Consider the following 15,063-nt stretch of genomic DNA (forward strand, 5'->3'; position numbering starts at 1 on the left):
CACGCAGATGTGTCATTGGATGACGATGAGCGTCTTTGCGGATAAGGTCCGACTGCACCAGAAAACTTGCCTTCACAAATTTAATTTCGGCTGTTGCCCTTATCGATCAGGAAGGGGCGGGTTGAATATATGCGTTTTAAGCAGCCGCTTTCTAATTTTATGTAACAGGCAACTATTTGCGTTTCGGCAGTTCCTTCGAATTAGTATTTTTTTCCACGGCTGGGGCTGGATATTTTGTGTATCGCTTTCTTTAGCGGCAGTTTTTGCGATCAGCTGGCGTGGTGGCTGATTTATGAACGTTGCATCTGATCCATTATTCTATTGAGAATGCGAAGCGAATGCTCTCCAATTCGAGATGCCATATAATTGTGTCAAGCCGCGTTATTGCAATAAGTCCCGGTTGCAAGTGCCACTGAAGGGCTTAAAATCACCACATGACGACCTACATAATAGGGCAAGTTGGGTCAGACAGATGGGCATTCGGGTAATAGGTTTCATGAGGCATCTCGATACAGTTATGCAAAGCAAGACCGACGGCGGAAATGGTCCGGAAAACGGCACCGTTGTGGTCACGCGCACGCAACCGAAAACCAAGAAACCCAGCCTTTATCGTGTCCTGCTCCTCAACGACGACTACACCCCCATGGAGTTCGTCGTTCATGTCCTGCAGCGGTTTTTCCAGAAGAACCGGGATGATGCAACGCGCATTATGCTGCATGTTCACAATCACGGGGTCGGCGAGTGCGGCGTATTTACATACGAAGTCGCCGAAACCAAGGTCAGCCAGGTCATGGATTTCGCCCGCCAAAACCAGCATCCGCTGCAATGCGTGATGGAGAAAAAGTGAGGTCATATGCCATCGTTCTCCCCCAGCCTTGAAAGGGCCCTGCATCAAGCCCTCACAATAGCAAACGAGCGGCATCACGAATATGCGACGCTCGAACACCTTTTGCTTGCCTTGATCGACGATCAGGATGCGGGCGCAGTGATGCGTGCCTGCAGCGTCGACCTTGAGCATCTCAAGCGTATCGTTACCGATTATATTGATCGCGAACTTGATAATCTCGTCACAGGTTATGATGAAGATTCCAAACCAACCGCTGCGTTTCAGCGTGTTATTCAGCGTGCGGTCATTCATGTGCAGTCGTCGAACCGCGAGGAAGTAACTGGCGCCAATGTGCTGGTTGCCATCTTTGCGGAACGGGAAAGCCATGCTGCCTATTTCCTCCAGGAACAGCAGATGACCCGTTACGATGCGGTGAACTATATTTCGCACGGCATTTCGAAGCGTCCGCAGAGCAGCGAAACCCGTCCGCCGCGCGGCGCCGAGAGCCCGAGCGAAGAACGGACGAGCACCGAGCAGGAAGAAAGCGCCAAGAAGAAGCAGGACGCACTGTCGGCCTATTGCATCAATCTGAATGAAAAAGCCAAGGCTGGACGCATCGATCCGTTGATTGGGCGCGACAGCGAAATCAGCCGCACCATTCAGGTCCTTTGCCGCCGTTCGAAGAACAACCCGCTTTATGTGGGTGATCCGGGTGTAGGCAAAACCGCGATCGCGGAGGGTCTCGCCAAGCGGATCGTGGAAGGGCAGGTACCGGAAGCGCTTGCCGACGCGACGATCTTCTCGCTCGACATGGGCACGCTTCTGGCTGGCACCCGCTATCGTGGTGACTTTGAAGAGCGCCTGAAGCAGGTCGTGAAGGAGCTCGAAGAATATCCGGGTGCGGTCCTGTTCATCGATGAGATTCATACGGTCATTGGCGCTGGCGCTACTTCGGGAGGCGCAATGGACGCGTCTAACCTGTTGAAGCCTGCGCTTTCATCGGGCGCTATCCGCTGCATCGGATCGACAACCTATAAGGAGTATCGTCAGTTCTTCGAGAAAGACCGGGCCTTGGTGCGTCGTTTCCAGAAGATCGATGTCAATGAGCCGTCGATCCCGGATGCGATCGAGATCATGAAGGGGCTGAAGCCTTACTTCGAGGATTTCCACAAGGTCAAATACACGGTCGATGCCATCAAAACGGCTGTGGAATTGTCTGCGCGTTATATTTCGGATCGCAAATTGCCCGACAAGGCAATCGATGTGATTGATGAAACAGGCGCGAGCCAGATGCTCTTGCCCGAGAACAAGCGCAAGAAGACCATCGGCGTGAAGGAAATCGAAGCGACAATCGCCACGATGGCCCGTATCCCGCCGAAGTCTGTGTCGAAAGATGACGAACAGGTTCTGTCGCATCTGGATGCCGAGCTGAAGCGGGTCGTCTATGGCCAGGATCTGGCAATCGAAGCGCTGTCGGCCTCGATCAAGCTTGCCCGTGCGGGGTTGCGCGAACCGGACAAGCCGATCGGCTCCTATCTGTTCTCCGGCCCTACGGGCGTCGGCAAGACGGAAGTCGCCAAGCAACTGGCAAGTTCGCTTGGTGTCGAACTCCTGCGTTTCGATATGTCGGAATATATGGAGCGTCACACCGTATCGCGGCTTATCGGTGCACCTCCCGGCTATGTCGGCTTCGATCAAGGCGGTCTTCTGACGGATGGCGTAGATCAGCATCCGCATTGCGTGCTGCTGCTCGATGAAATCGAGAAGGCGCATCCGGACCTGTTCAATATCCTGTTGCAGGTGATGGATCATGGCTCGCTGACCGATCACAACGGCAAGAAGATCGACTTCCGCAACGTGATCCTGATCATGACCACCAATGCCGGTGCATCGGATATGGCCAAGGCAGCTATCGGCTTCGGCTCCACGCGTCGCGAAGGCGATGACATGGAAGCGATCAACCGCCTGTTTACGCCGGAATTCCGTAACCGACTGGATGCGATCATTCCGTTCGGCCCGCTGCCGGTTCCGGTCATCCATCAGGTCGTGCAAAAGTTCGTGCTTCAGCTTGAAGCACAGCTTGCTGAACGCGGCGTGACTTTCGAGCTGACCGAGGGAGCAATCGCCTGGCTGGCTGACAAGGGTTACGACGAGCGCATGGGTGCGCGTCCGCTTGGCCGGGTCATCCAGGAGCACATCAAGAAGCCGTTGGCCGATGAGGTCCTGTTCGGAAAACTCAAGCACGGCGGCACTGTCCGTGTTGATGTCGTAACCAAACCGGACGGGAAAACCGAGCTGTCGTTGGAGAGCGTCGCCGACAAGCCGATCAGCCCGAAAAAAGACATTCCGGCTGAAAAGAAGCAGCTGCAACGCAAGAAGGCTGCTCCGAAGAAAACAGAAAAAGAAAAAGTGCTGGCAGGCAAGGACGAAGCGGCTCCAAAATCGTCCTCGAAGTCGCCAGCGGTTAAATCCTCGGTGCCGAAGGTGCCACGCAAGAAATAGTCGGACATCGAAACGGCCCCTCGAGGGCCGTTTTTTCTGGATATGCGCCTAACGTGGACGAAAACTGAGGTTTTCCCAATCAGGGGGAAGATACCGGGTGCAACTTGCTGTGACGTTGCTCTAACTTGGCTCCATGTCACCGATTCACTTCGATCATCCTGAACATAGTCCAGAAGATCATCGCCACATACGATGGTTTTTGCGTGGTTGCATGCGCATTTGCAGCATTCCAGCTCTACTATTGATGAGTTCGTTCATCGGTTTTGCGGGGCTGGCAATCGAAAGCGGGATTACCGTTGTTCAGGCCGTTTTCATGACACTGACCATATGGGCGCTTCCGGCGAAGGTTGTTCTGATCGGCGCAATCAGCGCGGGCGTGGCTTTGCCTGCTGCAGCTCTCGCTGTTGGGTTGTCGTCGGTGCGCTTGATGCCGATGGTGGTTGCGCTACTTCCCGAATTGCAGGGCCCGAAAACGCGAAAGCTCACGCTCGCGGTGCTATGTCATTTCGTCGCCGTCACCGCGTGGGTCATGGCGATGGAAGAACTGCGCAAGATTCCCCGGGAGATGCGAACCAGTTATTTTGCGGGAATAGGGATGGTTCTGGTGGGAACCAATGCGGTTATCGTCGCTATCGTCTATTCGTTATCGACGTCTTTTCCGCCCATTGTTTTTGCTGCACTTTTCATGCTGACGCCCATGTATTTCCTGACCTCGCTCTGGCGCTCAGCCAGGGAGCGGGCAGGGCAGGTTGCGATGATTTCCGGGATCGTTCTGTTTCCAATATTCCATCATCTGGCTCCCGGCTACGACCTATTGATCACCGGCATTCTCGGCGGGTTGATCGCCTTCGCTTTTCATAGGATGCGCCACACGGCGACAGGAGCAGGTGAATGAACTGGGACAGTTTTTCAAACTGGTGGTGGCCGTTCCTGTTTATCCTGCTGGCGGGGGCGCTTCCAACTTATCTGTTCCGTGTGATGGGAGTGCTGATTGGCGGACGCGTACAAGAAGATTCGGAGGTTCTTGTCCTCGTGAGGTGTATCGCAACCGCGTTGGTTGCAGGCGTTATCGCGCAGCTTATTCTTTATCCCAATGGGGAACTGGCCAATTCGCCTCTTTGGTTGCGGGCTGGTTCCGCCGTGGCAGGATTCGCCGCTTTCCTCATGACCGGCAAGCGATTGCTCGTCGGTGTTCTGGTTGCGGAAATCCTGCTGGTGATCGGCCTGTTTACTCTTTGAAAGTGTGAGTCATATCAGAGTGCTGCACGAATCTTTTCAGCATTTGCTGAAAGAACCGCGGCGTCTTCCATTTGTCCAGTATGAGGCTTGAGCGCCACGCCCTCAAAGCGCGGGATTACGTGGAAGTGCAGATGATAGACGGTCTGTCCCGAGGCCGGTTCGTTGAACTGCATGACGGTTACGCCATCGGCATTGAAAGCCTTCTTTACGGCCTGCGCGATCTTCTGCACAGCTTGAATAAGGTTGGCGAGTGTTTCCGGCTGGGCGTCGAGCAGATTGCGGGACGGTGCCTTTGGCACAACCAGTGTGTGGCCCATGCCTTGCGGCATCACATCCATGAATGCAACGACATCATCCGTTTCATAGACGCGGGTCGAAGGGATTTCGCCGCGCAGGATTTTGGCGAAGATATTGTTGTTATCATAGGTGGCGGACATGCGATTCTCCAATGCGAAATGTTTGGCAGGATCAGACCGTATCAAGTCGCGTTAGGCAAGGTGGATAGGCTTATGCATCCCTGAACGGCGTGTGTTCTTCCAGGGCGCTTTGAATTTGTTCGACTTCACGGCGTTCATGATCGAGATAGTCGCGCACTGCATTCCGAAAACCTTCATGGACAATATAATGCGCCGAATGGGTTGTGACCGGAACGTAGCCGCGTGCAATCTTATGCTCGCCCTGTGCGCCAGCTTCGACGACGCTGAGCTTGCGCTCAATGGCAAAATCGATTGCCTGATGATAGCAAACCTCGAAATGCAGGTAGGGATGATCTTCGATGCAGCCCCAGTGGCGGCCGAAGAGAGTGTCCCCGCCGATGAAATTGATCGCACCAGCGATATAGTGCCCGTTGCGTTTGGCCATAACGAGCAGGATGTCATCGGGCATGCTTTCGCCGATGAGCGAAAAGAACTGCCTGTTCAGATAGGGGCGTCCCCATTTGCGGCTGCCCGTATCCATATAAAATGCAAAGAAATCGTCCCACACAGATTCCGTAAGGTCACTGCCGGTCAGCCAGTCGATTTGGATGCCATCCGACACAGCCTCACGCCGTTCTTTTTTTAACGCCTTGCGTTTTCGGGATACCAGTTCGCTCAAGAAGTGATCGTAACTTTTAAAGTTATTGTTTTTAAAGTGAAATTGCTGATCGGTGCGATGGAGAAAACCTGCGCGTTCCAATGCCGCGATCTCATCCGGCAGCGTAAATGTAACATGCGCTGACGAAACGCCGGTCTGATCTGCCAGTTCACGCAGTCCGCCAGCCAGCGCCAGTCGAACCGCTTCGCTTTCATAGGCGATGTGATTGAGCAGGCGTGGGCCGGCGACCGGGGTGAAAGGCACCGCAGCCTGAAATTTCGGGTAATATTGTCCTCCAGCGCGCTCGAAAGCGTCGGCCCAACCATGGTCGAAGACATATTCTCCCTGACTGTGTCCTTTGAGATAGTTCGGTACGGCTCCGATGAGACGGCCCTGATCGTCTTCAAGGCGCAAATGACGCGGAAGCCAGCCCGCTTCCCGTGCAACCGATCCCGATTCTTCCAGGGCCAGCAGGAAGTTGCGACTGATGAAGGGATTGTAATGCGGGTCCTGCCGGGAGGCCCCGACAAGACTGTTCCATTCGTCTGCCGTGAATTCGCTGATATTTTCAACGACACGGAGAACGAAGCTTTGCTCATTCTGCGGATCTTCGTCGTTCACCGCTATTCCTTTGCCGTTACCGCTTATATTTTGCGGCGCTCGGCGCGTTCTCGTCAAGCCACGAGGGCGCGCGGATCAAAGCCTTCGAACGTGATCTGATCGACATTGAGATCGCTATGTTTCTGCATTTCGCGATCCCGGACCGTCCAGCTGATCACCGGCATTTGCAGCTTCTCCCGAACGAAGGTGATGAACGGGTTAGGCAGATGATGCACATTATAGGACACAAAGGAAATGCCGTGCGCGAGCATGGAGAAATGTCGTTCAAAATCTTCCGTACGCGTGCCTTCGGCAGTAAGTCCTCCTGGTATTCCCGGCGCATCTGCCGCGAAGCGGCGGATCAGGTGATGGTCGAAAGACATGATCGCGGCTTGGCCCTTATAGGACGACAGTTCTCTGGCGACAGCGGCAACCAGGCCGTCATCCTTGCCCTCGATGCCCTTCAGCTCGATAACGAGGGGAACGCGGCCATCGACCAGTTCAAGCATCTGGCGAAGCGTCGGCACGTGATCGGCAGTGCCGCCGATCTTGAGGGCGGTCGCTTCGGCGAGTGTCAAATCGCTAATGTATCCTTCGCGACCGGAGAGACGCTTCAACTCGTCGTCATGAAAGACCACCACGCCGCCATCACGGGTGAGGTGAACATCGCATTCGATGGCAAAGCCCGCTTTGGCTGCTGCCTCAAACGCTGAAAGGGTGTTTTCCCAGCGTTCCTTGTTAAGGTCGTGCAATCCACGATGGGCGACAGGGCGCTTCTTGATCCAGTCGATGGACGTCATGTCAGGCAACCTCGATGATTGCTTCTATTTCGACAGGTGCGTTCAGGGGCAGGCTGGCAACGCCGACAGCCGAGCGGGCATGTTTGCCGGCGTCGCCGAGAACTGCCACGAGGAGATCCGATGCGCCGTTGGCAACCAGATGCTGTTCCACAAAGTCGGGGGTGGAGGCCACGAATGTGGTGATTTTCACAACCCGCTTGATGCGGCCGAGGTCGCCAAGTGCTGCCTTTGCCTGGGCAAGTATGTTGATAGCGCAGGCGCGTGCTGCCGCTTGTCCGTGCGCAACTGTCAGTTCGTCTCCAATCTGGCCAGTGTGCACCAGCTTGCCACCTTCTAGCGGAAGCTGGCCAGAGGTCAGGAGCAAAGAACCGCTCTGGGCAAAAGGAACGTAGTTTGCGGCAGGTGCCGCGGCTTCCGGGATGGATATACCCAGATTTTTAAGGCGGCTGTCGATCGTGTCGGTCATTATATTAATCCTTGCTTGCAAAGGTACTTCGCGATCTACCTATAAGCAGAATCGGTGAAGCTTTGGGGAAGGGTGCTTTTTTTGCCTCGCTTCCGCCACGAGTTTTTTTATCATGCTCGTCAACTCATCGGGAGATTCATGTATGCGTTTTTTGAAGCCGGGTTTTAAGGTGGCTGTAGCTGCAAGCGGAACCGCTGCCTGTGTGTGGGCTGGACTTGCGAGCGTGGCCCATGCGGCTTCGACAGTAACGCTGGTGCCGCACCGCGCCGTTTACGACCTGACGCTTGACCGTGCCGATGAAAAATCGGGGATCAGCGGTTTGACAGGCCGCATGGTCTATGAATTTAACGGATCGGCATGTGAAGGCTACACCACCAATTTCCGTTTTGTGACCCGAATTGATATGGAGGAGCAGCCGCAGCGCGTGACCGACCAGCAGACGACGACATTCGAAGGCGCGGACGGAAAGAACTTCCGCTTCGTCAACAAGACCTTTGTGGACAAGGAGCTGGTCAAGGAAGTGCGCGGCGACGCGAAGCTTGAGGGCGGCAAGACGGTCGTCGAGCTGAGCAAGCCGAAGGAATACAAGCTTGACCTCAAGGGAACGCAATTTCCCACGGGCCATATGGAAGAACTGATCGGCAAAGCGGAAGCGGGGCAGAAATTCTACCAGACGTCGCTTTTCGATGCTTCCGAAGATGCTGACCGCGTAGTCGCTACCACCGTCGTTGTCGGCAAGCAGCAGGCTTTGCCGGACGATGAGACCAAGGTCATGGGCAAGTTTTCCAAGGAACAGGTCTGGCCGGTAACGATTGCCTATTTCGACGATAAGGAAAAGCAGGACGGCCTGCCTATCTACCGCATCAATTTCAAGCTTTATCGCAACGGGATTACCCGCGACCTGACGATGGATTATGGAGATTTCTCCATGCGCGGGAAGCTGGTGAAACTCGATGTCTATGATATGGCAAAGCAGGCCGAAACCTGCAAATAGGCGCTGAACGGCGTGTTTGTTCGCATGTTCGATGCTATATTGTGCGGATGGCTTGCATTTTGCGGCGCGATCAGTTAACAGCGCGCCTATTCCACACACGGGATTGGGCTTTTGTCGGGAAAAATCCGGCAAAAACCTCCGGTGGCGAGAAATCGCCTCAGCCCGTGGAGGTTAAACCGGAAAAGGAAAATAAAGATGGCATTGCCTGATTTCAGCATGCGCCAGCTTCTGGAAGCTGGTGTTCACTTCGGCCACCAGACCCACCGCTGGAACCCGAAAATGGCACCATACATCTATGGTGATCGCAACAATATCCACATTCTCGATCTGTCCCAGACCGTTCCTCTGCTGCACAACGCGCTGAAGATCGTTTCGGACACGGTTGCTCGCGGCGGTCGCGTTCTGTTCGTCGGCACGAAGCGTCAGGCTTCGGACATCATTGCCGATGCTGCCAACCGTTCGGCACAGTATTACGTCAATGCACGCTGGCTCGGCGGCATGATGACCAACTGGAAGACGATCTCCAACTCGATCCAGCGTCTGCGCAAGCTCGATGAACTGCTGGCTGGCGAAGCTCAGGGCTTCACCAAGAAGGAACGCCTCAACCTCGAGCGCGAGCGTGAAAAGCTCGACCGCGCACTTGGCGGTATCAAGGACATGGGCTCGGTTCCAGACCTGATGTTCATCATCGACACCAACAAGGAAGCGATCGCTATTCAGGAAGCCAAGCGTCTTGGTATTCCGGTCGTAGCCGTGATCGATTCGAATTGCGATCCGGACCAGATCGATTACCCGATCCCGGGTAACGATGATGCCGCGCGCGCTATCGCTCTCTATTGCGATCTGATTGCCCGCGCTGCTCTCGACGGCATTGCGCGTCAGCAGGGCGCGATGGGCATCGACATCGGTGCGCAGGCTGAAGCTCCGGTAGAGCCAGCCCTCGAAGCTCCGGCTGAAGGCGCTTAATCAGCGTATGATTTCATCCATCCGTCATATCTGTGATAGGGCGGGTGGATAATCTCGTTTCATCCCGGTGCGAGATTGTGATTCCTGAAGTGCAACGCTCAGGTCAGGTCGCGATCCAGAAACCAAGCGCCGGTTAAAAGTTGGCACACCCATCCGGTGTGCCTTCGCTTTCATGAAAGGCGACATCATGAGCATTTCCGCATCTCTCGTCAAAGAACTCCGCGACCTCACCGGCGCCGGCATGATGGACTGCAAGGCAGCACTTGCCGAAACCAATGGCGACATCGACGCTGCCGTTGACTGGCTGCGCGCCAAGGGTATTGCAAAGGCTGACAAGAAGGCTGGCCGTACGGCTGCCGAAGGTCTGGTCGGCGTTGCAGCTTCCGGCAACAAGGCTGTTGTCGTTGAAGTCAACTCCGAAACCGACTTCGTTGCCCGCAACGATGCTTTCCAGGATCTGGTCCGCAAGATCGCCCAGGCTGCCCTGTCGACCGATGGTTCGACCGAAGCTGTTGCCGACGCCAAGGTTGACGGGAAGACCGTTACCGAAACGGCAAAGGACGCTGTTGCCACCATCGGTGAAAACATCGGCTTCCGTCGTTCGGCTGCGCTGACCGTCCCGCAGGGCGTTGTCGCGACCTACATCCACAACGGTGTTGCTGATGGCCTCGGCAAGCTCGGCGTTCTCGTTGCAATCGAAACCGCTGGCGATGCAGAAGCTGCAAACGCATTCGGCCGTCAGGTTGCCATGCACGTCGCTGCAATCAATCCGCTGGCTCTGACCGCCGAAGACGTCGATCCGGCCGCTGCCGAGCGCGAAAAGGCGATCTTCATCGAGCAGGCTCGCGAATCCGGCAAGCCGGACAATATCATCGAAAAGATGATTGAAGGCCGCATGCGCAAGTTCTACGAAGAAGTCGTTCTTCTCTCGCAGGCTTTCGTTATCAATCCTGACCTGACGGTTGCAGCTGCCCTCAAGGAAGCTGAAAAGACCATCGGTGCGCCAGCCAAGATCACCGGCTTTGTCCGTATCGCTCTCGGTGAAGGCATCGAAAAGGAAGAAACCGACTTCGCTGCTGAAGTAGCGGCTGCAGCCAAGGGCTAAGCCGGTCTGTTTTTCAGCGCATCATCTCCGAAAATAGGTTTTCCCTTTTTCGGGATGCGCTGATTGCATGAAAAGGCTTTTGATTACGAAGGGCATCGCGTGACAACGCGGTGCCCTTCGTGTATCGGAACCCGAACACATCCACTTGATCACCATCTGCGGAGAGCATCCAATGCCAGGTCAACCCGCCTACAAACGCGTCCTTTTGAAAGCCTCAGGTGAGGCATTGATGGGCAGCCAGGGCTTTGGCATCGATGTTTCCGTAGCAGACCGTATTGCGAGCGATATCAAACAGGCACGATCGCTGGGCGTGGAAGTCGGCGTCGTCATTGGCGGCGGTAATATTTTCCGTGGCGTGGCCGTGGCCTCCAAAGGTGGCGACCGCGTAACCGGCGATCACATGGGAATGCTGGCCACTGTCATCAACTCGCTGGCGCTTCGTACGTCCCTGCACAAGATCGGTGTGGATTCCGTTGTGCTCTCGGCCATCGCCATGCCTGAAATCTGTGAGAGCTTCTCGCAGAGACAGGCTACGGCCTACATGGATGAGGGCAAGGTGGTGATCTTTGCTGGTGGCACGGGAAATCCTTTCTTTACGACGGATTCGGCAGCGGCTCTTCGCGCTGCCGAAATCGAGGCGGATGCACTTTTGAAAGGTACGCAGGTTGACGGAATTTATTCCGCTGATCCGAAAAAAGATCCGAACGCAACGCGTTTCGATCGTTTGACGCACAAAGAAGTTCTCGATCGCGGGCTTGCGGTCATGGATACAGCCGCCGTTGCCCTTGCGCGTGAGAACAACATTCCGATAATAGTCTATTCCATCCATGAAAACGGCGGCTTGGCCGAAATTCTGCAAGGCAAGGGGCGCTGCACGATCGTTTCCGATAATTGATCGACCCTTGCTGCGTATCGAAGGAGAAAATGCATGAGTGATGCTTTTGACATCAACGACCTGAAACGCCGCATGGAAGGCGCTATCAATTCTTTGAAGCACGATCTTGGAGGCCTGCGTACAGGCCGTGCTTCCGCAAGTTTGCTGGAACCGATTGTCATTGAGGCCTATGGCTCGACTATGCCAATCAATCAGGTCGCAAACATTACCGTTCCCGAATCGCGCATGCTTTCGGTGTCCGTCTGGGACAAGAGCATGGTGGGGGCCGTGGAACGCGCAATTCGCGATTCAGGTCTCGGTCTCAATCCCATCACCGACGGTACGACGCTGCGCATTCCGCTTCCGGAGTTGAACGAACAGCGCCGCAAGGAACTGGTCAAGATTGCACATCAATATGCCGAGCAGGGCCGCATCGCTGCTCGCCATGTCCGCCGCGATGGTATGGACACGCTGAAAAAGATGGAGAAAGACAGCCTCATCAGTCAGGATGATGGCCGTGTTCTGTCGGAAAAAGTGCAGAAGCTGACGGACGAAACCATTGCAGAGATGGATAAGATCGTTGCAGTGAAAGAAGGGGAGATCATGCAGGTCTAGGACCTGTATGGTTTCCGTTGAAGGAGAGCTTCGCCATGTCCGAACCGCGCCACATCGCCATTATCATGGATGGCAATGGCCGTTGGGCGAAGGCACGCAACTTGCCCCGCAGCGCGGGACATCGGGCAGGTGTCGAAGCTCTTCGCGAGACTGTACGGGCAGCCGGGGATCGTGGCCTCGGCTACCTTACCTTGTTTGCATTCTCTTCAGAAAACTGGTCGCGCCCGAGCGGAGAGGTGAATGATCTCCTGGGGTTGCTGAAGATTTTTATCCGTCGCGATCTCGCGGAGCTGCATCGCAATAATGTGCGGGTCAGCATTATCGGTGAGCGCGAAAAGCTTGCCGCCGATATCCGAACACTGTTGGCCGAAGCGGAAACGCTGACTCATCGAAATTCCGGCCTCAATCTGATCATAGCGTTCAATTACGGCTCCCGCGACGAGATCGTTCGTGCCGTGCGCAGCCTGGCGCGCGATGTCGCGGCTGGCCTGCTTGATCCGGCGTCTATTTCCGCTGAGCTGATTTCTGCAAATCTTGATACGGCAGGGATACCCGACCCGGATCTTATCATCCGCACGAGCGGGGAAATGCGGTTGTCGAATTTTCTGCTCTGGCAGGCGGCATATTCAGAGTTTCTGTTTCTGCCCATTCATTGGCCGGATTTCCGCGCATCAGACCTTGATGCCGCTTATGAGGCGTTTCAACAACGCGAGCGTCGATTCGGCGGTGTTGAAGTGCGCGCAGGAATCGAGGAACTGGAAAATGAAATCGCATGCCCTTCGACCAAGGGGGCGGCAGTCTAAAGTGGTTCCCGAGAATCGGAACCACTGAAAATGCTCTAATTTGGCGCAAGCCGGTCCGTCGAAAGGTCTCAATGTCCAATCTTCAAACCCGTATTATTACTGCTATTGTTCTCGGTGCAGCTGCTTTGTGGCTGACCTGGATAGGCGGTTTGGGTTTCACGCTGTTTTCAATCGCGATCGGATTGGCCATGTTCCACGAATGGGCCAGCTTGACCGCACCCAAGCAGACGCTGTTTTCGCGGATGTTCGGCTGGGGATGGCTGGTGCTTACCAGTATTCTGCTCGTTATGGACAAAAGCGCGTTCTTGACGATTGGCGTCCTGATAGCGGGCACTCTCACACTTTTTCTTACCCAATGGCGGACAGGGCGGGGCTGGCCCGCGGCGGGGCTATTTTATGCGGGTTTCTCCGCCGTTTCGCTTTCGCTCCTGCGCGGTGACGAACCTTTCGGCTTTACGGCCATTGTTTTTCTTTTCGCAGTCGTATGGTCCACCGATATTGCTGCCTACTTTAACGGCCGGGCATTGGGCGGACCGAAACTCGCACCGCGCTTTTCGCCAAACAAAACATGGTCCGGCGCTATTGGCGGTGCTGCTGCTGCGGTGGCGGGCGGCATTCTGGTTGCATCTTTGGTGGCGGCGCCAGGCGGTTGGCTGGTGCCGCTGCTCGCATTGCTACTGTCTATCGTTTCGCAGATCGGCGATCTTGCAGAATCATGGGTGAAGCGTCAGTTCGGCGCAAAGGATTCGGGGCGTCTGCTACCGGGACATGGCGGGGTTCTGGACCGTGTCGACGGGCTTGTAGCGGCTGCCGCACTTTTGTACCTGTTCGGTGCAATTTTCGCTGAGCCAGACGTGCCGTCTGCGATTTTCTTCAGTTTCTAAGGCGCAAGGGAATTGTTCGATTCATTTGGTTTTTCGACAGCCCGCTAGTGTTTTGTAAGGAGCAGTGATTTGCAGGAGGCGTTGGCCTTTTTTCTCAGTGGCGAAAGCCTGCTTGTCGGGACCATCATTCCATTTCTCTTTGTTTTGACCGTTGTGGTCTTTGTTCATGAAATGGGCCACTATCTGGTTGCGCGTTGGTGCGGCATCGGTTCACAGGCTTTTTCCATCGGCTTTGGGCCGGAGTTGATCGGATTCACGGATAAGCATGGAACAAGATGGAAGATTTCGGCCATTCCGCTTGGCGGCTATGTCAAATTCATCGGTGACGAGAGCGCCACGAGTTCTCCTGTGGACGTTAATAATGCAGATTTGAGCGCGGATGAGCAGCGAAGGGCGTTTCATACCCAGCCGGTGTGGAAGCGCGCGGCAACGGTTTTTGCCGGGCCTGCTTTCAATATCATTCTGACGGTCGTCATCTTCAGCGTTTTCTTCGCGCTTTATGGACGCCAGATTTCCGATCCGCTTATTGCAGGTGTTCAGCCGAGCAGTCCGGCTGCTGAGGCTGGTTTCGAGGCCGGAGATCGCTTTGTCAGCGTTGACGGCGAAAAGATAACCACTTTTTCCGACGTACAGCGCATCGTATCCGGACGAGCCGGGGACAAGCTGAATTTCACTGTCGAGCGTGATGGCAAGATGGTTGATCTTCAAGCCGTTCCGGCAACTGTCGAGCGCACCGATCCGCTTGGAAACAAGATCAAGCTTGGTGCTATCGGTGTGGAAACCACTGAAGCTGTAGGTAATTTTCGGCGGATTGAATATGGCCCCCTCGAATCAGTGGCACAAGCTGTCATGGAAACGGGCTATATTATCGGTCGCACGGGAGAGTTTTTTCAGCGCTTTGCGGTCGGTCGTGAGGATAAATGCCAGCTTGGTGGTCCGGTCAAGATTGCCAATATGGCTGGTAAGGCGGCAAGCCAGGGATTTGACTGGCTTATCCAATTGATGGCGATGTTATCGGTCGGCATAGGACTTCTGAACCTGTTTCCGCTGCCTCCGCTGGATGGCGGTCATCTGGTTTTCTATGCGGTGGAGGCCATAAAGGGCAGTCCGGTGTCTGCCGCTGCGCAGGATATTTTCTATCGTGTCGGTTTTCTACTTGTTATGGGATTCATGGGGTTCGTACTTTTCAACGACCTGTTTGCCTGCTAGATGACTCTACGGCTGGCTCAGGTGGTGATCTTGGGGATCGGTGCAGGCTGGAGGTTCCGGTCAGCAAACCGCTACGATGCGTTTCTTCTCCGGCGAGGACCGGAGG

At 55.1% G+C, this 15,063-nt stretch carries 16 protein-coding genes; 12 read left to right on the forward strand and 4 right to left on the reverse strand.

The window, feature by feature from the left end; genetic code table 11:
- Positions 1-496 precede the first annotated feature (496 nt).
- The 4 genes from clpS (at position 497) to F9K78_RS04985 (ending at position 4,567) form a co-directional block, all read left to right on the forward strand.
- Positions 497-847, forward strand: a complete 351-nt coding sequence (gene clpS / locus F9K78_RS04970) for an ATP-dependent Clp protease adapter ClpS (protein ID WP_174813513.1) — start codon at positions 497-499, stop codon at positions 845-847.
- A gap of 6 nt (positions 848-853) precedes the next feature.
- Entirely contained in the window at positions 854-3,328 is a 2,475-nt protein-coding gene (gene clpA, locus F9K78_RS04975) for an ATP-dependent Clp protease ATP-binding subunit ClpA (RefSeq protein WP_121983802.1), read from the forward strand.
- A 244-nt stretch (positions 3,329-3,572) separates the two neighbouring features.
- Positions 3,573-4,223 carry an AzlC family ABC transporter permease gene (locus F9K78_RS04980; RefSeq protein WP_235925384.1) on the forward strand — a complete coding sequence of 217 codons (651 nt, stop codon included), beginning with the start codon at positions 3,573-3,575 and terminating at the stop codon, positions 4,221-4,223.
- Positions 4,220-4,567 carry an AzlD domain-containing protein gene (locus F9K78_RS04985; protein ID WP_121983804.1) on the forward strand — a complete coding sequence of 116 codons (348 nt, stop codon included), beginning with the start codon at positions 4,220-4,222 and terminating at the stop codon, positions 4,565-4,567. Before F9K78_RS04980 ends, F9K78_RS04985 begins: the two co-directional genes overlap by 4 nt.
- Before the next feature lie 14 nt (positions 4,568-4,581).
- On the opposite strand, the gene F9K78_RS04990 is transcribed toward F9K78_RS04985, so the two are convergent.
- From F9K78_RS04990 to F9K78_RS05005, 4 genes are all read right to left on the reverse strand, one after another.
- Positions 4,582-5,004 carry an HIT family protein gene (locus F9K78_RS04990; protein ID WP_121984862.1) on the reverse strand — a complete coding sequence of 141 codons (423 nt, stop codon included), beginning with the start codon at positions 5,002-5,004 and terminating at the stop codon, positions 4,582-4,584.
- Between the two features lie 70 nt (positions 5,005-5,074).
- Positions 5,075-6,262 carry a GNAT family N-acetyltransferase gene (locus F9K78_RS04995; RefSeq protein ID WP_121983806.1) on the reverse strand — a complete coding sequence of 396 codons (1,188 nt, stop codon included), beginning with the start codon at positions 6,260-6,262 and terminating at the stop codon, positions 5,075-5,077.
- 53 nt (positions 6,263-6,315) lie between these two features.
- Positions 6,316-7,041 carry a glycerophosphodiester phosphodiesterase gene (locus F9K78_RS05000; protein ID WP_121983807.1) on the reverse strand — a complete coding sequence of 242 codons (726 nt, stop codon included), beginning with the start codon at positions 7,039-7,041 and terminating at the stop codon, positions 6,316-6,318.
- 1 nt (position 7,042) lies between these two features.
- Positions 7,043-7,507: a RidA family protein gene (locus tag F9K78_RS05005; RefSeq protein WP_121983808.1), complete on the reverse strand. Its 465-nt coding sequence runs from the start codon at positions 7,505-7,507 to the stop codon at positions 7,043-7,045.
- Between the two features lie 142 nt (positions 7,508-7,649).
- Here F9K78_RS05005 and eipB point away from each other — a divergent pair, with 142 nt between their 5' ends.
- The 8 genes from eipB (at position 7,650) to rseP (ending at position 14,957) form a co-directional block, all read left to right on the forward strand.
- On the forward strand, positions 7,650-8,501 hold the full coding sequence (gene eipB, locus F9K78_RS05010; protein ID WP_121983809.1) for a cell envelope integrity protein EipB: 852 nt from the start codon (positions 7,650-7,652) through the stop codon (positions 8,499-8,501).
- Positions 8,502-8,696: 195 nt separating this feature from the next.
- Positions 8,697-9,467, forward strand: a complete 771-nt coding sequence (gene rpsB / locus F9K78_RS05015; protein ID WP_006466952.1) for a 30S ribosomal protein S2 — start codon at positions 8,697-8,699, stop codon at positions 9,465-9,467.
- A gap of 187 nt (positions 9,468-9,654) precedes the next feature.
- A complete protein-coding gene (tsf, locus tag F9K78_RS05020) occupies positions 9,655-10,572 on the forward strand; it encodes a translation elongation factor Ts (RefSeq protein WP_121983820.1) in 918 nt (305 codons plus the stop codon).
- Positions 10,573-10,744: 172 nt separating this feature from the next.
- Complete coding sequence (gene pyrH / locus F9K78_RS05025; protein ID WP_006471613.1) at positions 10,745-11,467, forward strand: UMP kinase; 723 nt, start codon at positions 10,745-10,747, stop codon at positions 11,465-11,467.
- Positions 11,468-11,500: 33 nt separating this feature from the next.
- Entirely contained in the window at positions 11,501-12,061 is a 561-nt protein-coding gene (frr, locus tag F9K78_RS05030) for a ribosome recycling factor (protein ID WP_121983810.1), read from the forward strand.
- Between the two features lie 35 nt (positions 12,062-12,096).
- The gene (locus F9K78_RS05035; RefSeq protein WP_121983811.1) at positions 12,097-12,864 is read left to right on the forward strand and encodes an isoprenyl transferase; all 768 of its coding nucleotides are present in this window, start codon (positions 12,097-12,099) and stop codon (positions 12,862-12,864) included.
- A 71-nt stretch (positions 12,865-12,935) separates the two neighbouring features.
- Positions 12,936-13,748 carry a phosphatidate cytidylyltransferase gene (locus tag F9K78_RS05040; RefSeq protein WP_121983812.1) on the forward strand — a complete coding sequence of 271 codons (813 nt, stop codon included), beginning with the start codon at positions 12,936-12,938 and terminating at the stop codon, positions 13,746-13,748.
- 69 nt (positions 13,749-13,817) lie between these two features.
- A complete protein-coding gene (gene rseP, locus F9K78_RS05045; protein WP_121983813.1) occupies positions 13,818-14,957 on the forward strand; it encodes an RIP metalloprotease RseP in 1,140 nt (379 codons plus the stop codon).
- Positions 14,958-15,063 lie beyond the last annotated feature (106 nt).

It is taken from the genome of Brucella pseudintermedia (genome assembly GCF_008932435.1).
Taxonomy (GTDB): Bacteria; Pseudomonadota; Alphaproteobacteria; order Rhizobiales; family Rhizobiaceae; genus Brucella; species Brucella pseudintermedia.